Raw genomic sequence first — 19184 nt, 5'->3', positions numbered from 1 at the left:
GCCCGTGTTCCGCACGGCGCGGTGTTTTTACCGGCTTTATTGCAGGGGGGCGCCCCTGCACGCGCCTGACTTTTGTAGGGCAAAAGTCAGCAAAACCCTTGCCCATGTTCCGCTAGCGCTGCACTTAACGGGCGGAAAGCAAACAGAAGACCGCAGTCACGATTACCAATGGCGAGTAAATCAGAGCTGGACAAAACCTGCCGCCGGTGCGGGAACCGGCATACAAATAGCTGTGCCGCAGGTACATCAAAACCCGATTGGATGTTTCGTTCACTCAATGGTCGGTGCTTACCAGCTTTATTGCAGGGGGCGCCCCTGCACGCGCCTGACTTTTGTAGGGCAAAAGTCAGCAAAACCCTTACCCATGTTCCGCGCTGACGCTGTGTTCGTCATTCCCGGCTCACCGTAATCCTCAACACCATGGTCAGAAACGGTGAAAAATGGCGCGAAAAAACGGCCTAATCTATTGACGAAATACCACAGTCACTTGTTAGCCACTTTATCTAATTTGAGAAATAATATTTTCTAAGATCTTCTTAATCGCATTACCTCTCGCCACTAAACCATTACATTCATCCATTCCTTGTGGGCATGTAGGTATTTCAGTAGATCTTACTGAATATTTCCTGCCATCGATACTTCCCTCAAATGTACCTATTATTATATTTTTTCGTTCGGGGTTTTCTTCAGGTGTATACATGGTGAACCTGTCCGTAGGCTCATTGCATTCCAAGGCTGACCAAATAGGTCCTCTATAGATGTTACCTTCACGAAGTTGATATTGCATATTGTTATAGATTACGAAGGTATTGATCACTAAATTTTGAGCTTCAGGAAATTTATTTGAAATTTTTGATTTAAAGAATTCAATCTTATTCGGTGTAGTCCATTCATCGCCAAGTCGCTGAATTCCATAATCACAATTAGTGATAAGGTACGAAAGCATTTCAGTTTCTTTTTGATTTTTAGGTCGATTATCAGTAACAACTAACTTAGTGTTCTTGGCAGGTTGGTAGTCGAGTTTCGTGGGTTGAAAACTTACACATCCAGTTGTGGCAAACGCTATCACCAATAAAAATACATATTTCTTCAAAATTCAAGACTCCATTTAGATGGCTAACGCCTAAATCAGGTGCGCCGTAGGCGACACCGGGATTTACTTGTATCGTTTTACGATATGCTAAGCGGCTGCGTTTACGCAGTCCGAATTTTTATCCACTACCTCGACCTAAGCTAACCTCAACTCTCTGGATTGAGCTTACATCAACGCCAAATGGTGCGCAGATAGTCTGAAAGGTAGCCTCACCACCTCGACCATACTCTGGCTCAATATCTTGCCGGCATAAACCAATACTTCCTTTTTTATCTGTTACACGAAACTTAAGGTAATATCCTAGATGACCTACAGATGAATTTGATACTGACGACAATATAACCAATTTCGAACCATCAACCTGATATTTGATTATCTTAGGCGAAATTGCTTTGCTAACATCAAAACTTTCGGATTGATAAATCTCGGCCAGGTTTTTTCTGTACGTGGCTTCACTGCTCGCGTAGATATAGCTTAAATAGACGCTAGTGATTAGAGCTACTGCTATAGAGAATCCAGTTCCATAGCAAAATCCTTTCAAAAAATTATCGACGGATTGCATAATTACTCCCTAGGCATAACGCTGAGCGAAGCGGCGGCCCGATAGGGACGTCCGCCTTACGCGTTTTGTATGGTTGATTCTGCTTGAAAACGGGTAAATTGGAGGCCCATCCTCAACGGCCATTGAGGGCCTTTATGCAGCAGCTCGGTGTAGCGCTGGCTCCTCTTTCGAGAGACCGGTAACAAGTGGGTAGCGCTGCATAACTCCGAAGCGATAACTCGAACAGTCATCGGGGCCTCGAGCCCGCATAGCAAGGCAGAGTCAGCTTATTACCATGAACAATAAAAACCAACTTCAGATCCATGTCGGCGTCGATGTCGGCAAGTCCAAACTCGATATTGCCCTTCATCCCCTCGACCTCCATTTCACTGTGCCCAACGATGAAACGCACATTCAAAAAGTCATCCAAGTACTCCAGCAGCACCAGCCAAAAAGCATCGTGGTGGAAGCGACAGGCCGCTATGAACATGCCTTGGTTTTCGCCTGCGACAAAGCCGAACTGCCCATCATTGTGGTGAACCCTATTCAGGTGCGCCGCTTTGCCCAGGTTATCTGTGTGCTGGCTAAAACCGACAAGATAGATGCCAGTGTTATTGCCCGCTTCGCCGCAACCATCAAACCCGAGTTCAAACCCATACCCGATGAACAGTCTCGGTTAATCAAAGACTTGCTTATCAGGCGGACACAGCTTCTTGAGATGGCCACCATGGAGAAAAATCGTCTGCAGATCCTGCCCAAGACGCTCCACGCCTCAATAGCGGCATTGCTGAAAACCTTGGAAAAGCAGATTGAAACGATTACCAAGCAGCTGGATGTCCTGGTGGTACAAGCCAAACACTGGCGCTCGAAATCCGAGATCCTGACCAGCGTCCCCGGTGTGGGTAAAGTGCTGGCCTATACCCTGCTCAGCGAACTACCGGAACTGGGTAACTTGAACCGAAAAGAGATAGCTGCCCTTGTCGGCGTAGCTCCCATGAACAAGGAAAGTGGCTCATACCAGGGCAAGCGTCGTATCCGAGGAGGCCGCCACCGGGTGCGTACCGTGATGTTTATGGCGATGATGTCTGCCATCCAGTGCAACCCGGTATTTAGCCGTTACTACCACCACCTCAAAGCCGCCGGAAAGCTTCCCAAAGTCGCCTTGATAGCCTGTATGAGAAAGCTCATCGTCATCCTCAATACCATGGTTAAAAACGGTGAGAAATGGACCGAAAAAGAGGCTTAATTAATTGACAGAACGCCACAGTCACTTGTTAGGCCTTTATTGCACGTTGAACCATTGTGGAAATATATGTATTTCTTAACTGACGAGCTTTGGTCGAGTTGACACCCTCGGCAGCAGCAAGCCTATAGTCTTCCGGAATATTGCCTTCAAATTCGTCGAGCTGCTGTTTTAGAATATCGACATCAATATCGTTTCCATCGCGCACAAATTGAGCCAATGAAACTAACAAGCTATAAATGTTTGCTTTATTAAGAAAATACGATTTTGATCTTAGTTTAAGCTTTAGCACAATATCAGCTGCCAACTCCAATGTATCTAATATATCATCTCGTTCATCAAATATTTCTGCGTAGTCGTTAAGGTTTTCAACGGCCTTTTCATTTCGGTTGTAGAAGCCCACCAACACACTTGTCATAATATTTAGGACGTGCATAAGGTGGACCTTTCTCGATATCTCTCTCGGAGTAAATATGCCCTTTTTAGTGATTAGCTGAGTGAACTTGGAAACCTTCTTCTTTCTCGCCCACCTATAAAACTCCTCGGGTATATTCGGATCTTCCTTAAATTCATCGACGTTTTTACTATTAATATCGATTTGATCAGAAAGAAGTTTAGCAACAAGCATGTAGTATGATGTTGAGAACTCCGACGCCATCTTTTCTATTGTAGTCAATGAATTAGACGTTCTATTTATTCTTTGGAATATCTCCTGTACTTTTGGGTCATCGTTATCAAGATCAAGCTCAATGACTGCGACCTCGTATTTCAGGAAATCCGATTTTTCAGCCTCAGTCAGATCGCTATAATACTTTCCGTCGACTGAAAAGTTATCCTCAATATACTGAATAATCGCATTTGCTCTTTGCTGTCCATCAACGATGCACGATACAGTCGACATACTTGCAACATCGACCTTCCCCTTTGATATAAATATTTGAGGAAATGGAAGCCCTAACAATATTGTTTTTATGAAATCTATATTGTGAACTTCACGCCATACAAGATTTCTTTGGAAGTAAGCATCTGGAATTAGCCTGCCACTACGAATGTCGTTAACAAGATTCAATAGGGAAACGGACCTTACTCGATAATCAATCATTACACTGCCTTAGTATCTATATAGTTTTTTATTGCTGATCTTTGCTTATTCTCAAAGAACATCTGAGACATGTAGATACCAGCATTTATGGATTTAAATAGGTCTCCATGCCTTTGAGATAGCTTACCAAAAAACTGGTTCCACTTTTTTCTCGCCTCGCATACCGGCATCAAGTCAGCTCTGAATATCCCCTTGTTTAGATAGGATAGATACTCTTCAATTGTCGATTTCCCATCCTTAACGCGAAAGCCCGTACGGTCAGAATAACCTTTGGTCACCGAAAATATGTTTTCCATGTACTTCTGATATAGGATTGGATCAATTATCGCGATGTCCAAATCGGAGTTTCTTACTTCAAAATCTCTTTTTTTATGGAAGCTACGGCCTGTTTTTGCTGAGCCAGCTACTTGAATAGACATGATTGGCACATCAAAAAAGCAACTTATATCATTAAGTATTTGGTATTGCCTCTCTTCATCTCCAACAAACGCCTTGGTTGGGTACGCCAAATACACTTTACGGACTATTTCGTTGTAAGGTTTTTTATCCTTCAAGCCAGCTTCTATCGACTCAATGTGGTTCATAGATATTTCCCAAAAAACTCTATATATGACGTTGGCCTAACATTTTAATACCGCGCATGCGTGTTTTTGCTCAAGCAAAGAACCGAGAAGATGTTACTAACTGACTGTATAGACTGGATAAATGATAAATCACAGCCATTCCCCTCCGTTGAAAACGAGCATGCGCATTTGTATGACACTTTGTGCGCAGTATCCCACTACACAATGTCCGTAATAACCTGATACTGAACCATTTTAAACGCTGATCCCAGTAGCAAATGAGCATAACCCTGCATCGATCCATGCACAGGTACTCGACATATCAATATACACTGTATGTAAACACAGCACGATATGGTCAGTTACGCACAGGTGGTGCTGACATGGGGCGGAGCCCATTCCTGAACCACATTCGTCAACCCACTCTCTGATTGTCTGCCATGCCTACTCGGGCAAGGCTCTTTTGCCCCGTTAAGCGCAGCGCTGAGCCGCCGGAAGTGAAAGGCCAGCCGAGACAGGGATGTCGAGGCAGGCGAATACGTGCCGGGAGCACGTATGAACCGGTGTCCTGAGAACGACCAGAGGCGAAGGGTAAGCGGAGCATGGGGCATGGTTTTGGGTACTTTTGCCGCAAAAGTACCGCGCTTGCGGGGCGCCCCCCGCGAAGAAAAAGCCTGTGCCGCAGGCACATCAAAACCTATTTGGATGTTCCGCTTACTCAATGGTCGGCCCGGTGTTTACCGGCTTTATTGCAGGGGGGCGCCCCTGCACGCGCCTGACTTTTGTGGGGCAAAAGTCAGCAAAACCCTCGCCCATGTTCCGCTGGCGCTGCACTTAACGGGCAAAAAAACCGCCTGCCGGTGCAGGAACATCAAATGCGTTAAAGAGTGGTCAGAAAGGGGGATTTAGACACGCTACCGCCCTTGCGTTGCGGGTCGCACTGTCCCTGTGTGCCGTGTTGTGGTGCCTTTCCATAAACCCATAGCACTACCCTACCCGCCTTGGTGAAGGGGGTAAATAGCGGATAACTAAGGATGTGATGTGCGCCGGGCTTAGCCGGCGTTGGTAGCAATGGCCATGGCCTGGCGGCCCAGCACTTTGATAAGGGTAGGTTCGCTAACCACTTTCGGGGCCAACCGGGCGGCCCAGCGAAAACCGCCGTAGCCACCGAGCACCATGGCGGCCAGTGTCCAGAGTTCGCTGGCGCCGTATTGCTGGCTAAAGGAGGCCACCACCATGGCGGCAATAATCAGGCACAGCAGCGGCAGCATGTACAGCACCATAGTGCCGCGCACCAGGCTTTGTTCGCTGATGCCTACCCGCACCCAGTCACCGGCAGCAACCGGCTCGGTGCAGCGAAAGCTCAGTACGTCCAGCCGCCGCGACAGTGCCTTGGAAAGCTGGCCGTTGCCGCAGCTGTCGTTGCTTGAACAACTGTCACAGCTGGACTGGCGCTGAAACTGTACCAGCACCTGCTGGCCGGTTACCGACACCACCTGCACGTCACGCTCGATCATGGCTGTTGCCGCCTCAGGCTCACTTGCCCAGCTACCTGCTCCAAGGCGGCGGTGGGTACAGTGCCTACGGCCATCACTTCAATGCCGTTATGGTTTACCCCCACCACGTTGTAGTAACCGCGTTTGTGTACGGTCAGCTCCTGGTTTGGCGCATTGGGGTTGATGTACACGGCAATTTCGGCCAGGCCGTCAGAGAACAGCCAGTAGTCTACGCCGTCGCCCAGTAACGCCAGGTGGTGGTAGTTGGCCGTGACCGGTTTAAAGCCCGGCGGCAGCCAGTTCACTTTGCCAAGGGCTTTCGGATCGCTTTGCACCACGCCGCTGGCCGGTGCCGGGAAGCTGGCCTTGGCCACTTTTTGCAGGTGTTCTGATGGGGTTTTGGTCACATTCATATCAACCACCATCAGTTGCTCCACTACGCCGGAGCGCTGGGTAACGCGGTCAACCCGCAGTGGCAGGTAACTTTGCCGGTCAATCCAGATCCAGTAACCGTGGCGGTATTTGTCTTTGGGCACAATGCGCAGCAACTGGGCGCTGCGCCCGGCAATGCGGGAATTGCCCGCCAGCACCAGATCATAATACTGGCTCAGGGCGGCGGCAGGGCCAATCAGCGCGTCAGGTATGGGGCCACGAATGCTGTCAGAGCGGTAGGAAAACGGCTGATGTTCGGTGTCAAGCAGGGTCACTACACTGCCGCGGCGCACTACTTCGCGGGGCGGCCCGTTCAAAAACACCAGATGTTCAATGACTTTGCCGTCAACCAGGCCGTGTTCATAACGAAAGGGCTGCAAGCGGCCATTTTGCACTTTGACCAACGACAGCACGAAGTCGTCGTGGGTCAGCGCTTGCGACATGGCTTTTAGCCAAACCTGGGGATCTTCACTGTCAGCGGGGTCAGTTACGGTGGCCGTACTGCTGGCGGATGAAACCGGTTGAGTTTGTGCGGAGGGTGCCTGTTGAACTGGCGACGCTGACAGCGCCGCCAGAATCAACAACGATGCCATCATTGCGGATTGGCCTCTTCCTGTTGTTGGGTCTGTTCGTTGTCCTGCAAGCGCAGTTGCTGGGCATGGTCTTGCAGGTAGGCGTTCACCCGGCGCTGCTGTTCGGCCTGTACCAGCCGGCCCTGCTGTTCACGCTGCGGGTTGGCTTCCAGGCTCACTGGCGCGGCGGTACCCAGCGCAGGCAGGGTAGAGAGCACCGGCGTGCTGGCCGGTTGTGGCAGGTCATTGTGCTGGCCGTACTGCTGTACACCGACAATGGCCACCAACGCCACAGAGGCGGCAACAGCGAATTGCATGACCGGCCGCCAGAAGCCTTTAACGCCGCGGGGCTGGCTGACCGCCTTGGGGGCCAGCAAAGCCGGCTCGTCGTCCAGGGCGGCGGCCACACGGGCGCAAATGTCCAGTTCCACACTGGCCGGTAACTCGCCGCGCAGGGTGTCACCAATCAGGTGATAACGCTGCCAGCGCTCAGCCGCTTGTGGGTCAGTTTTAAGCGCTTCAAGCTGACTGTCGTCGAGGCGGTGGTGCCCGTCGATCAGCGCTGAGAAGTGTTCGTCACGATGCTGTGCCATATTCAGTTACCCTTAACGCCTGAGCAAAGGTTGTAGCCGTTTGTCTATCGCTTCCCGGGCCCTGAAGATCCGCGACCGTACCGTCCCTACCGGGCACTCCATAACGGTGGCTATTTCCTCGTAACTCAGCCCTTCCATTTCCCGTAAGGTGATGGCACTACGCAAGTCGTCCGGCAGGGACTCCATGGTTTCAAACACCACCCGTTTAATCTCGTCTGACAGCAAAATGCGTTCGGGGCTGTCAACTTCCCGCAGCGCGTCGGCGCTGTCGTAAAACTCGGCATCCTGCGCGTCAACATCGTTGGCAGGCGGCCGGCGGCCCTGGGCCACCAGATAATTCTTGGCGCTGTTGACAGCAATGCGGTACAGCCAGGTGTAAAACGCACTCTCGCCACGGAAGTTGGGCAAGGCACGGTACGCCTTGATGAAGGCTTCCTGCACAACATCGCTGACATCGCCCTGATTTTTCACATAACGGCCGACCAGGCTCGCCAGGCGATGCTGGTACTTGGCCACCAGCAGATTGAACGCCTGTTTGTCACCACGCTGCACGCGCCGGACTAGCTCCAGGTCGTTATCTACGGTCTGCTCAGTCATCCGAGCCTGTTCTCCCAACATGCTTTTCTCTGTCTTTGTGCGTTGTGACTCGGTACAAGCGCCACCTGTATGACGGGGCTGAGTCGGGGAAGTTCCATTGTGTTCGCACTTTTTTGACTCCCCCGGTCTTTGGCGAGATACTGCGCCGCATTGCCCAGCGTAACCTGCCTGTCATCATACTGTATGCACCTGCACACTGACTATCTCTGTGACGTACTGGTCATCGGCAGCGGCGCTGCCGGCCTGACCCTGGCCCTGAAACTGGCTGACCATGCCCAGGTCACGGTATTGGCCAAGGGGCCTTTGCGAGAAGGCTCCACTTATTATGCCCAAGGGGGCATTGCCGCGGTCTTTGACGAAGACGACTCCATTGCCAGCCACGTTGAAGACACCCTGATTGCCGGTGCCGGTATTTGCGATCCAGCGGCGGTGGAGTTTACCGCCAGCCATGCCAAGTCTGCGCTGAACTGGCTGATTGACCTGGGCGTACCGTTTGACCGTGAAGCCGGTGAAGGACGTTTTCACCTGACCCGCGAAGGAGGCCACAGCCACCGCCGTATTCTGCATGCCGCCGACGCCACCGGCAAAGCGGTGCAGCTGACGCTGGTGCAGCAGGTACACCGCCACCCTAACATTACGCTGCTCGAATCCCACAACGCCATTGATCTGCTGACCGGTGACAAGTTCGCGCTGGCCGATAACCGCTGCTTTGGTGCTTATGTCTGGAACCGCAGCGCCGAGCGGGTGGAAACCTTGCGGGCCCGTGCCGTGGTGCTGGCCACCGGCGGCGCCTCGAAGGTGTATCAGTACACCTCAAACCCGGATGTGGCCTCCGGCGACGGCATTGCCATGGCCTGGCGCGCTGGCTGCCGGGTGGCCAATATGGAATTTAACCAGTTCCACCCCACTTGCCTGTACCACCCGCAGGCCCGTAACTTTCTTATTACCGAGGCTCTGCGCGGCGAAGGCGCCCACCTTTGCCACCAGGATGGCCGCCGCTTTATGGACGCCTACCACCCCGACGCCGAACTGGCGCCGCGGGATGTGGTGGCGCGGGCCATTGACCATGAAATGAAAAAGCACGGCGCCGATTGCGTCTATCTGGACATTTCCCATAAAGACAGCGCCTTTATTACCCGCCATTTCCCGACCATCTACGACAAGCTCAAGGGGCTGGGTATTGATATCACCCGGGACCCTATTCCGGTGGTGCCGGCGGCTCACTACACCTGCGGCGGGGTGATGACCAACCTCAACGGCCAGACCGACCTGCCTGGCCTCTATGCCGTTGGCGAAGTGGCCTACACCGGCCTGCACGGGGCTAACCGCATGGCCTCGAACTCATTGCTTGAATGCCTGGTGTTCGGCCAGGCCGCTGCCAGCCATATTCTCGGTGAACTGGCCAGGGCCGAAACCGTGCCGATGGCGCCACCGTGGGACGAGTCAAAGGTGACCGACTCGGACGAAGAAGTGGTCATAGCCCATAACTGGCATGAACTACGGCTGTTCATGTGGGATTACGTCGGCATTGTCAGAACCAATAAACGGCTGGAGCGGGCGCTGCACCGCATTGAACTGCTGGAGCAGGAAATTGAGGATTACTACGCCAATTTCAGGGTCAGTAATAACCTGCTGGAGCTGCGCAACCTGGTACAGGTGGCGGAACTGATTGTGCGCTGCGCCATGGCCCGCAAGGAGTCGCGCGGCCTGCACTTTAATAAAGACTACCCTGAGCAGCTGGCTGACAGTGGCCCTAGCGTGCTTGTGCCAACACCCGCCGCAGGCGCCGCCAGTCAGCGTCGTTAAGCTCGGGCCGAAACACCCAAAACCATTGCCGGCCAGCTTGAAACATCACCAGCAGCGGGCTTTGCAGCTGCGCGCCCAGGGCCACCGGCTGGCCGTCCAGGCGGCACAGGCCACCGTCACGCAGCCATAGTTGCCGGGGCCGCGGCGGCGCTTGCAGCCACCATAAGGGAATCAACAGTGCCAGTGCCGACCAGCCCAGCCAGGGCCAGCACAAAAGCGGCAAAGATAACGGCACCAGACGCAGCCAACGGCGGCCCGGCCAGTGCCGAAAATACAGGTTATGAGCGGATGCGGGCGTGGACACGGTCAAGAATGAGCTGGACCATGGCAGCCAGCTCCGGGTCCGGGCAGCGCTGGTGGCCCATGACCCAGGCAAACAAATCCGGGTCGTCCTGGGTCAGCAGGCGTTCAAAGGTGGCTTTATCAGCGTCGCTCAGGTCGTCGTAGGCCTGATCAACAAAGGGCTCGAACAGCACGTCCAGCTCCAGCATGCCACGGCGGCATGCCCATTTAAGACGGGCTTTGTTCAGGCGTTCAGTCATATTCTGGTACTCCGGGAAACGCAGTGTCCCAAGTGTACTTGCTTTGCCGACGCTATTCAGCCGCTATCACGCTGCGTTATCATAGCGCCACGCAAAAAGGAGGTGTCGATGTCATCCTGGCTCGCAATCTGCGACCCCCTGCCCGAACATGCCCTGCCAGACCCACTGCCTGCACTGGCGCTGTTCCCGTTAACCCAATTAGGCGTAGTACGCCTAAGCGGTCCCGATACCCGGGCTTTTCTGCACGGTCAGCTGACCGCTGATATCAATGCCCTGAGCCGCGAACAAGCCACGCTGGCCGCCCAGTGCGACCCCAAGGGGAAAATGCTTGGCCTCTTCACCCTGTGCTGGCAGGCCGACGATGCGCTGCTTATTGAACACCGCAGCGCCATCAGCGAACAGATGCCGGCCCTGGGCAAATACGCGGTCTTCAGTAAAACCGAGATCAGCGACGACAGTGACAACCTGCTGTTACTGGGCATTGCCGGCGAGCAAGGCGCACAGGCCCTGCGTGACGCCGGCCTGACTGTACCGGCCAATGATTATCAGGCCAGCCAGCTCGACGGCGGCGTATTGCTGCGCCTGCCCGGCCAGCGGCTACTGGTGGCCCTGCCGGCGGCAGCCATGGCCACGTTAACGGCGCGCCTTGACGGCCAGTGGCTGGCCGCCAGCGCCTGGACTGCCCTGGAAATTACCCAAGGCATACCGCAACTGGCGGCGCCACTGAGCGGCCAGTACATTCCCCAACAGCTGAACCTGGACAAGCTCGGCGCCATTAACTTTGAAAAAGGCTGTTACATCGGCCAGGAAGTGGTGGCGCGGATGCATTTTCGTGGCGGCAACAAACGTGCCCTGTGGCAGCTGCACGGTAAAGCCAGCCAGGTGCCTGACGCTGGCGACACGCTCGAGCTGAAGCTCGGCGACAGCTACCGCCGGGGCGGTGTGGTGGTAAGCGCCGCCAGCCAGGCTGATGGCCAGTTACTGGTATTGGCCGTTGCTGCCAACGACCTGGACGCCGACAGCCATTTCCGGCTGGCCGCTGACCCAGACAGCGAACTGACCTTACGTTGATTAAACAAGCCGTGGCCTCGCCCACGGCTTTTTTGTGCCGCAGACAAAACAACACAGCAGCGGTGCAGCAACACGATTTTGAAAAACAAGGAGGCGTTTATGCAACGCATTGTTATCGTCGGCGGTGGCGCTGGCGGTCTGGAGCTGGCCTGTCGTCTGGGCCGCTTGGTTGGCAAAAAACATCTGGCGCAGGTCATGCTGATTGACCAGCACCGGCAGCATGTCTGGAAGCCGTTGCTGCACGAGGTGGCCACCGGTGCCTTTAACCCGGAACTGGGCGGCGCAGATTATCTAAACCTGGCCCGGCTCAATGGCTTTCAGTTTGTGCAGGGGCAACTGACCGAGCTGGACCGTGACAACCAGCAACTGACACTGGCGCCGACCCGCGACAGCCGCGGCCGCTTTTTATCAGGCAACCAGCACTTGCATTACGACACCCTGGTACTGGCGGTGGGCAGCCAAAGCGCCGATTTTGGCACCCCCGGGGTCAGCGAACATGCCTTTTTTCTGGACAGCCCGGAGCAGGCCAACGTCTTTCACGACCACTTTTTATCCAAAGTACAGGCCCATACCGTCAGTGACCAAAAAGCGCTGCTGAAAGTAGCCATTGTCGGTGCCGGCGCCACCGGCGTGGAGCTGTCAGCCGAGCTCAACAGCGCCGCCAAGATTTTCCGCCACTATGGCGCCCGGCACCTGAGCCTGGACATCACCCTGCTCGAAGCAGGGCCGCGCATACTGCCGGTACTGAACGAGAAAATTGCCAGTAAGGCGCAGCGTGAACTCAGTAAAATCGGCGTAAAAGTGCGCACCGGGGCCAAGGTGGTCGAAGCCACCAAAAGTGCCTTTGTCCTGGATGGTGACGAACAGATCGAAGCCGATCTGCTGGTCTGGGCGGCGGGGATCCGCGGTGCCGACTGGCTGGCCGAACTGGGGCTGGAAGTGTCCAAACGCAAGCAGTTTCAGGTGAACCCGCAGTTACAAACGTCCGACCCGCATATCTACGCCATGGGCGATTGCTGCGATGCCGCGCCACCACGGGCACAGGCCGCCAACCAGCAGGCCAGCTTCCTGGCCAAGCTGCTGAGCAGCAAGGTCAGAGGCGCTGAGTTTAGCGATACCTTTACCTACCAGGATTACGGCTCATTGGTGTCACTGGCAGAGCATTCTGCCGTCGGCGGGCTGATGGGTAACCTGGCCAAGGGCACCCTGTTTGTCGAAGGTCACCTGGCTCGCTGGATGTACATTTCCTTGTATCGCAAACACCAGTTTGCGCTGTTTGGGATCTGGCGCACCCTGGGGCTGATGATTGCCGACAAACTTAACGGCTGGGTACGGCCGCGTTTGAAACTGCACTAAGCCGGGCCAGCGCCGTCTCCGGTGCCAGTTTATCGGCTGGCACCGGGCGGCTCAGGTAATAGCCCTGCACCCAGTCACAGCCCATGTCTTTGAGCAGGGCCAGTGGCTGGGCGTCTTCCACCCCTTCGGCCACCACTTCCATGCCCAGCCCATGGGCCATGGCAATAACATTACGCACGATCACCGCCGCTTTCGGGTCATCACTCATGCTTTGCACAAAACGCTGGTCAAGTTTTAATACCTGCGGCGCGAACTGGTGCAGGTGCGCCAGCGACGAATAGCCGGTGCCAAAGTCATCAACGGCCATGCGCACCCCGTACTGACGCAGTTTCTGGAAGAAACCGGTGGCGCGTACCGGCTCCCGCACCAGGGTGCTTTCGGTCAGCTCAATTTCCAGAAACTCACCGGCAATGCCGTAGTGCTCAAGACGTTCGGCGATGTAGTCTTCCAGCCCCTCATCTTCAAACTGCTGGGCCGACAAATTGACCGCCATTGACAGCCGGGGCCAGGTTTTATGCCACTGCGCCAGTTGCGCCAGCGCCGCATCAATCACCCAGCGCCCGACCTGGCGAATAAGGCTGGTTTCTTCCAGCAGCGGAATAAACTGCCCGGGCGATACCAGTTCATCATCACGGCGCCAGCGGATCAGCGCTTCTACTGCCGACATTCGTGGCGGTGAAATGGCAAACTGCGGCTGGAAGTGCAGCAGAAACTCGTCATTGTCCAGGGCGGTACGCAGCCGGTTTTCCATGCGCACCACATCCAGTTCCGGGCCGACTAAATCCACCGAGTAAGTGCGCACCGAATCGCGCCCGGCGGTCTTTGCGGCGTACATGGCCACATCCACCCGGCGCAGCAATTCTTCCGGATCATCCCCCTGCTCAGGAAAACGCACCACCCCGACACTGGCGGTCAGATAGTGGCTGTCGCCGTCGAGCATAATCGGCTCGATAATGATCTGGCGTAGCTGCCCCAGTAGATCTTCCAGGGCCTGTTCGCTGATATCACCACAGCGCGCCAGTACAAATTCGTCACCGCCGGGGCGAGCCACCATCCACTCCTGGCCAAAGGTTTCTTTCAGGCGAGTGGCCTGCTGCTGGAGGATCTGATCACCGACCTGATGGCCAAGGGTGTCATTGATGTTTTTGAAGCGGTCCAGATCCCACAGCAAAATAACGCCGTGGCTGCCGTCATCCAGCCACTTGCGCAGCTGCTGGCGAAGCAGTACCCGGTTGGCCAGGTCCGTCAGTTGGTCATGATGAGCCAGGTGCCAGAGCCGCTGGCGCTGATTACGGCTGTCGGTGACGTCGGTCATGATGCCGGCCACCTTGATACTGCGGCCTTCGGCGTCGGTAATAGGGTAAGCGCTGTCCTTGATCCAGCGCAGGCTGCCGTCCGGGCGGCGAATACGGTATTCCAGTTCGGTTTCCTGATGAACCCGATCGCCCCGCTGCACCATCGCCTGTACCCACTGGCGGTCTTCCGGCACCAATGACTGCATCCAGTCTTCCGGGTTGGCCAGCATGGCCTCGGCACTACGGCCAACCAGCGATTCATATCGGGGGGAGATGTATTCCATGCGGCCCCGGGCCACATCATAAATCCAGAATACTTGCGGCAGCCGTGAGGCCAGTTCGTGTAGCTGCCGGTCACTGACGTCCTGCAATGCCTTGGCTTGCCGTTCCAGCGACAAGTCCACCGCAGCTACCATCAGCATGTCGGCGCCGGCTTCGGGTAAGGAACGGATCAGCACGTTAACCGCCCGATCATCCAGAGCCAGGCGCATTTCGTGTGGTGCAGCGGCATCCACACCACTGCGCGCATCGCTGATCGCCGTTTCCAGCATGCCGCGATAGATAGGGTTGAACAAGCTGGTAAGGTACTGGCCGTCACCACTGAGCGCCCTTGCCTTGGCGTTGGTGCGGCGGATGCTCAGGTCACTGTCAACCAGCCACAGTGCCAAGGGGTGCTGATCGAACAGCCGCTGGCAGTCCAGCCCGGCTTGCGCTGACAAGCGCCCCCGTGACCACCACAGCAGGCAGCCAGAAACCACCAGCAACAATGCCACGCCCAGAGCAGGCAACCACATTTCACTCAGCAACAACCAGGCCAGCAAAATACCGGCCGGCAGCCACAGCAGGGCAACAGCAACATAATGAAGCACCTGTGCGCGGGCACGGGCCTGGCGAAATCCATTTGGCATTGTTGTAATGACGGTTCATCAGCCTTGTCAGTCGTTTAGAAAAGCACGTTTTTGACAAGATATGAAGGGGCAAACGGTTAAATCACCCCTTGTGCCATGGCCTTGAGTACCGCCTGGGCCCGATCGCGAACATTGAGCTTACTGAGGATCACCGACACCTGATTCTTGACCGTGCCTTCTGACTTGAACAATGCCTGAGCAATTTCCCGGTTGGCATAGCCGGCCGCCAGCAACCGCAAAATTTCTACTTCCTTGGGGGTGAAGGTCACACCACGCCAGCTGTCATCGGCAGGCTCGCCCAGCCGCTGTGCCAGGCTTTCGGTTAATGCAGAAGGTATAAAACGCTGCCCTGTTGCCACCGCTTCAATACCCGCAACCAGGGTTTCCAGCGACACATCCTTGAGCAGGTAGCCTTTGGCGCCGGCCTTAAGCGCTGCCAACACCGCTTCATGATCATCAAAGGTAGTCAACACCAGCACCGCTGGCGCCGGGTTAGTGAGCGCTTGCAAGGTTGCAATACCATCCAGGTTGGGCATGCGTAAATCCAGCAGGATGACATCAGGATGCGGGTGGCTGGCTAACCAGGCCAGCGCTTGCTGGCCATCACCGACACTACCGACAACAGTGACCTGGTCAGACAATGCCAACAAACTGGCGATGCCCTCGCGCACCAGCGCCTGATCATCGACCAGCAAAACACTGATCATGGCCCACTCCCGTTAAATTCGGCCGTTAATGCCATGGCGCCTTGTTCGCGTGCAATCTGTAACTGGCTCCCGGCCTGTTGCAAGCGCTCTTGTAAACCGCGCAGGCCATTACCCTCTTGCCAGTGCTTGGCCAGCTTACCGTTGTCCCGGTAATGCCAGCGCCATTGCTGATGATGGCGACTTAACGTCAGCCAGGCATCGCTGGCGCCGGCATGACGCAAGGTGTTGGTTATGGCTTCCCGACTGATATCAAATATCAGCCGCGCCAACGGCGGTGAGTCTGGCTCACACAGATCCAGATGCAAGGTCAAACCGGTGGCCGGGCTGGCCAGTTCCGCCAAAGCGGGCGCCAGAGCCAATGGCTGCTGGCGCATATCCTCTACCGCCATTCGCACTGCTTGCAGGGCATCTGTAGCCTGGGCTTCCAGTGCCGGTACAGTACTTAGCTGTGGTTGCTGGCGACGCAGCACTTGCAGGCCAATGCTTAGGCCAGTGAGCTGGTGGCCCAGGCGATCGTGCAAGTCACGGGCAATACGCAGCCGCTCTGCCTGCCGGCCGGTTTCCTGCAGCAGTTTTTGCGTGGCCTTGAGTTCACGGTTGAGCGCTTCGGCGTGTTCGCGCGCCATCATTTCGCGTTGTGCGCGCGTGGTCATGGCCAGGCCAAACAGATGAAACATGACCCACAGCAGCCCCCAGATCCACACCGACGGCACCTGATGCCACACCTGATTAGCAATAAAAATCAGCGCCGCTACTAACGTGGTCAGCAAGGCCGGCAATGCCGACAGATAAAACGGTGCCCCAGCGCTGAAGATCACCCCGAAAATGGCGGTAAAGCCCAGCGACGTTTGGCTGTAAATCAGCAGACAAGCGCCGCCCTGAACAAGCCATGCCAGCAACGAACGTTGGTACAGGGTGTTCCAGGTAAACGCCGCTAAAAACACCAGGCAGCCCAATGCCAGTACAGCTTCAGGCTGAAGCCACAGCAACAGTGCGCTGACCAAAAGGGCGGTGGTAATGCCGGACAAAAACTCCAGCTGTAAATAAACGGGTTTTTTCATAGGGCCATTATGCCGTTGCTTCCCGGCATGCCAATAGGCCAGAAGTCATAAGCCAACGTCATGACCGGCGGCACTATTGGCAAGCGCTGGTGTGCGTGATGCTGGCATCGTCATTTAACCCGGAGAGATACGATGCTGATTTTCATTCACCACGCATTACTGTACGGCCACATGGCCACGGGCATAGCCGCTATGGTGCTGTTCTGGTTTGCTATTTTCGCGACCAAAGGCAGCCCACTACACCGGCGCAGTGGCCGTTACTTTAACCGCATGATGCTGGCCACCAGTTTGGCGGGTGTGGTGATGGCACTGATGTCGCTGTCACTGGCCCAGCAACTGCATGGCCCCTTCGCCGCCAGCCCCGGCTTTACCGGCTTATTTCTGTTTTTATTGCTGCTTTCCTGGCTGGCCTTTCATGGCACCTTCAGTGGTGAGCTGGCATTGCGCCAGCAGCACAGCCGCCACTACGGGCAAATGGCCAGTGCCGTTATTTTGCTCATATTGGGGAGCGTAATGTTATGGGTGGGCGCCAGTAGCTTTGGTCTGGCAGCGCCGATTTTTTCCTGCCTGGCGATTGTTCTGGGCGGCGTACAGCTTTGGTGGAACTGGCATCACGGCAGACTGAACCAACGCCAGCGGCTAGGTCACCACATTAGCCATCAGCTGGCGGCGGTAAGTGCAATCTATGTCGCTTTTTTTGCTGCCGCCGGTCGCCAGGGGCTGCTGGATTTTTTGCCCGAGCAGGCCCAGTTTTTGCCGTGGGTTATCCCCGCGTTACTGGCGCGGTTACTGGCTTGGCACTACAAGCGCCATTGGCTTGCTACCTCCCGGCAGTTGGCATAAAGCCCTCAGTAGAACAACAGCTTGCTTATTGACAGGCGATTTTTTGAGCGGCATGCTCACACAGCTAATACAGGAGCATCGCATTTTTGACGCTGTGTATTTCGGGCCCCGCCCTCGTCATGCTCCCTGCCGCAGAGCCCGGCTCTGCGGTCCACCAAAACAATAACGTATGACGACAATAATGATGCGCACATTCAAAGGTTCTGATATCAGTGATGTCAGCCAGGCAACCGGCTCGGTGGTGTTGCTGCTGACAGCGCTGATCCTCCACAATCCGGACTGGACACTCAAAGGCCTGCTCTATGCCACAGCGGCAGTGCTGGCACTGTTTCTTGCCTGGCGCTGGCTGCAAGACAAGCAGGTTCGTAACCTGACCTTTACGGATAACAGCCTGACCATAGGCTACCGGCGCCGCAAGATAACGCTGGAACGTCAGCAGATTGCCGGCATAGAATCGGTAGGCAGTATCAAGGCGCCAGCCTGGTTTATCGATACCGACCAGGGGCGTTATTTACTGCGTACCTCGGCATTCCCCCAGCATGTGCGGCTACAAGTGCTGGATCAGATGCAAAAGTTTCGTAGCACCATAGGCTGAGCGCCGTCGTAGCGAGGTTATAGCTTCATTCATGGCTTCTGTGCTTTTTGGCGTTCCCCTGCCGCTGCTGCTGAGCGCAGCCGGGCTGTTAGCCGTGGCGTTAGTGTTATGGCTATGGCGCCGTTGGCAGCTACGACACCCCTACCAGCAACAACCCCTGTTTAGCGATGACGAGCGGGCCTTTTTGCCGATGCTGGAAGAAGCCTGTGCCGACCAGTACCGCTGGTTTGCCAAGGTGCGCTGGGCCGACCTGATCGCCACAGTGCCAGCGCTGAGCCGTGGCGCTCGCCAACAGGCGTTTGCCGCCGTCTGCGCCCGGCGTTTTGATTATGTGTTATGCCGCCAGTCGGATCTTTCTGTTGCGCTCATCCTGGAGCGTTTGCCCGAAGGCAAACTCGGCCGCGCACAGCGCCGCCGCAACCGTTTGTTGGGTCGTATTTGCCAGCAAATCCAGCTGCCACTGCTGGTGCTCAAACACGAACCGGCACTGACCGCCCTGCACCTGCGCAGCCGCATAGAATCCGCCATTAGTAAAACCAACCCGGCTCTGCGTCAGGCACCGGGTGCACAGCTGCCGGCTTTCACCGCCCTCGAGGCAGCCCCGGCCGCAGGTGAGAAGCGTTGCCCCAAATGCCAGTCGCCACTGGTGGCTCGCGTTGCCCAGAAGGGGCAACATGCCGGCCAGGCATTTTTGACCTGCTCTGCCTATCCGCTTTGTAAAACCGTGCTGGGCCCCAGCAACAACGAGGCCGATCCGCAAAACTGACT

The 19184-nt window shown here is 55.4% G+C and carries 20 protein-coding genes; 7 read left to right on the top strand and 13 right to left on the bottom strand.

The annotated features are described in order from the left end of the window. Positions 1-499: 499 nt before the first annotated feature. Positions 500-1093 (bottom strand): hypothetical protein, encoded by a 594-nt coding sequence (locus WDB70_RS02935; RefSeq protein WP_406666455.1) that lies wholly within the window; start codon positions 1091-1093, stop codon positions 500-502. Positions 1094-1211: 118 nt separating this feature from the next. Continuing rightward, entirely contained in the window at positions 1212-1655 is a 444-nt protein-coding gene (locus WDB70_RS02930) for a hypothetical protein (RefSeq protein WP_406666453.1), read from the bottom strand. 274 nt (positions 1656-1929) lie between these two features. Here WDB70_RS02930 and WDB70_RS02925 point away from each other — a divergent pair, with 274 nt between their 5' ends. Continuing rightward, positions 1930-2880 (top strand): IS110 family transposase, encoded by a 951-nt coding sequence (locus tag WDB70_RS02925; RefSeq protein WP_406666451.1) that lies wholly within the window; start codon positions 1930-1932, stop codon positions 2878-2880. Between the two features lie 28 nt (positions 2881-2908). Here WDB70_RS02925 and WDB70_RS02920 read toward each other — a convergent pair whose 3' ends face one another. The 6 genes from WDB70_RS02920 to rpoE form a co-directional block, all read right to left on the bottom strand. Further along, positions 2909-3979: a DUF262 domain-containing protein gene (locus WDB70_RS02920; protein ID WP_406666449.1), complete on the bottom strand. Its 1071-nt coding sequence runs from the start codon at positions 3977-3979 to the stop codon at positions 2909-2911. Continuing rightward, entirely contained in the window at positions 3979-4563 is a 585-nt protein-coding gene (locus WDB70_RS02915) for a hypothetical protein (protein WP_406666447.1), read from the bottom strand. The genes WDB70_RS02920 and WDB70_RS02915 overlap by 1 nt, the downstream gene beginning before the upstream one ends. 1031 nt (positions 4564-5594) lie before the next feature. Beyond that, the gene (locus WDB70_RS02910; protein WP_406666445.1) at positions 5595-6059 is read right to left on the bottom strand and encodes a SoxR reducing system RseC family protein; all 465 of its coding nucleotides are present in this window, start codon (positions 6057-6059) and stop codon (positions 5595-5597) included. Next, positions 6056-7066 (bottom strand): MucB/RseB C-terminal domain-containing protein, encoded by a 1011-nt coding sequence (locus WDB70_RS02905; protein ID WP_406666443.1) that lies wholly within the window; start codon positions 7064-7066, stop codon positions 6056-6058. Before WDB70_RS02905 ends, WDB70_RS02910 begins: the two co-directional genes overlap by 4 nt. Then, positions 7063-7635, bottom strand: coding sequence for a sigma-E factor negative regulatory protein (locus WDB70_RS02900; protein WP_406666441.1), 573 nt, complete (start codon positions 7633-7635; stop codon positions 7063-7065). Before WDB70_RS02900 ends, WDB70_RS02905 begins: the two co-directional genes overlap by 4 nt. Positions 7636-7647: 12 nt before the next feature. Continuing rightward, on the bottom strand, positions 7648-8232 hold the full coding sequence (rpoE, locus tag WDB70_RS02895) for an RNA polymerase sigma factor RpoE (RefSeq protein WP_406668000.1): 585 nt from the start codon (positions 8230-8232) through the stop codon (positions 7648-7650). Positions 8233-8415: 183 nt separating this feature from the next. On the opposite strand from rpoE, the gene nadB reads away from it, so the two are divergent. Beyond that, positions 8416-10038 carry an L-aspartate oxidase gene (nadB, locus tag WDB70_RS02890; protein WP_406666439.1) on the top strand — a complete coding sequence of 541 codons (1623 nt, stop codon included), beginning with the start codon at positions 8416-8418 and terminating at the stop codon, positions 10036-10038. Here nadB and WDB70_RS02885 read toward each other — a convergent pair. Further along, on the bottom strand, positions 9986-10342 hold the full coding sequence (locus WDB70_RS02885; RefSeq protein WP_406666437.1) for a hypothetical protein: 357 nt from the start codon (positions 10340-10342) through the stop codon (positions 9986-9988). The genes nadB and WDB70_RS02885 overlap by 53 nt on opposite strands. Then, positions 10317-10580 (bottom strand): succinate dehydrogenase assembly factor 2, encoded by a 264-nt coding sequence (locus tag WDB70_RS02880; protein ID WP_406666435.1) that lies wholly within the window; start codon positions 10578-10580, stop codon positions 10317-10319. Before WDB70_RS02880 ends, WDB70_RS02885 begins: the two co-directional genes overlap by 26 nt. Positions 10581-10688: 108 nt before the next feature. Between WDB70_RS02880 and ygfZ the strand changes: the two genes are divergently transcribed. Further along, positions 10689-11651 carry a tRNA-modifying protein YgfZ gene (gene ygfZ / locus WDB70_RS02875; RefSeq protein ID WP_406666433.1) on the top strand — a complete coding sequence of 321 codons (963 nt, stop codon included), beginning with the start codon at positions 10689-10691 and terminating at the stop codon, positions 11649-11651. A gap of 99 nt (positions 11652-11750) precedes the next feature. Beyond that, positions 11751-13007: an NAD(P)/FAD-dependent oxidoreductase gene (locus tag WDB70_RS02870; RefSeq protein WP_406666431.1), complete on the top strand. Its 1257-nt coding sequence runs from the start codon at positions 11751-11753 to the stop codon at positions 13005-13007. Here WDB70_RS02870 and WDB70_RS02865 read toward each other — a convergent pair. The 3 genes from WDB70_RS02865 to WDB70_RS02855 form a co-directional block, all read right to left on the bottom strand. Continuing rightward, entirely contained in the window at positions 12970-15210 is a 2241-nt protein-coding gene (locus WDB70_RS02865) for a putative bifunctional diguanylate cyclase/phosphodiesterase (RefSeq protein ID WP_406666429.1), read from the bottom strand. The genes WDB70_RS02870 and WDB70_RS02865 overlap by 38 nt on opposite strands. A gap of 77 nt (positions 15211-15287) precedes the next feature. Beyond that, positions 15288-15917 (bottom strand): response regulator, encoded by a 630-nt coding sequence (locus WDB70_RS02860; RefSeq protein ID WP_406666427.1) that lies wholly within the window; start codon positions 15915-15917, stop codon positions 15288-15290. Beyond that, on the bottom strand, positions 15914-16978 hold the full coding sequence (locus WDB70_RS02855) for a sensor histidine kinase (RefSeq protein WP_406666425.1): 1065 nt from the start codon (positions 16976-16978) through the stop codon (positions 15914-15916). Before WDB70_RS02855 ends, WDB70_RS02860 begins: the two co-directional genes overlap by 4 nt. A 132-nt stretch (positions 16979-17110) precedes the next feature. Here WDB70_RS02855 and WDB70_RS02850 point away from each other — a divergent pair, with 132 nt between their 5' ends. The 3 genes from WDB70_RS02850 (at position 17111) to WDB70_RS02840 (ending at position 19182) form a co-directional block, all read left to right on the top strand. Beyond that, entirely contained in the window at positions 17111-17821 is a 711-nt protein-coding gene (locus WDB70_RS02850; RefSeq protein WP_406666423.1) for a hypothetical protein, read from the top strand. Positions 17822-18002: 181 nt separating this feature from the next. After that, entirely contained in the window at positions 18003-18416 is a 414-nt protein-coding gene (locus WDB70_RS02845) for a hypothetical protein (protein ID WP_406666421.1), read from the top strand. A 31-nt stretch (positions 18417-18447) separates the two neighbouring features. Then, positions 18448-19182: a DUF2726 domain-containing protein gene (locus WDB70_RS02840; protein WP_406666419.1), complete on the top strand. Its 735-nt coding sequence runs from the start codon at positions 18448-18450 to the stop codon at positions 19180-19182. The last annotated feature ends 2 nt before the right edge of the window (positions 19183-19184 follow it).

It is taken from the genome of Gallaecimonas aegicerasi (assembly GCF_045291545.1).
Lineage (GTDB): Bacteria > Pseudomonadota > Gammaproteobacteria > Enterobacterales > Gallaecimonadaceae > Gallaecimonas.
Note: the sequence above shows the minus strand (reverse complement) of the source record. Positions and strands in the feature narration are given on the sequence as shown.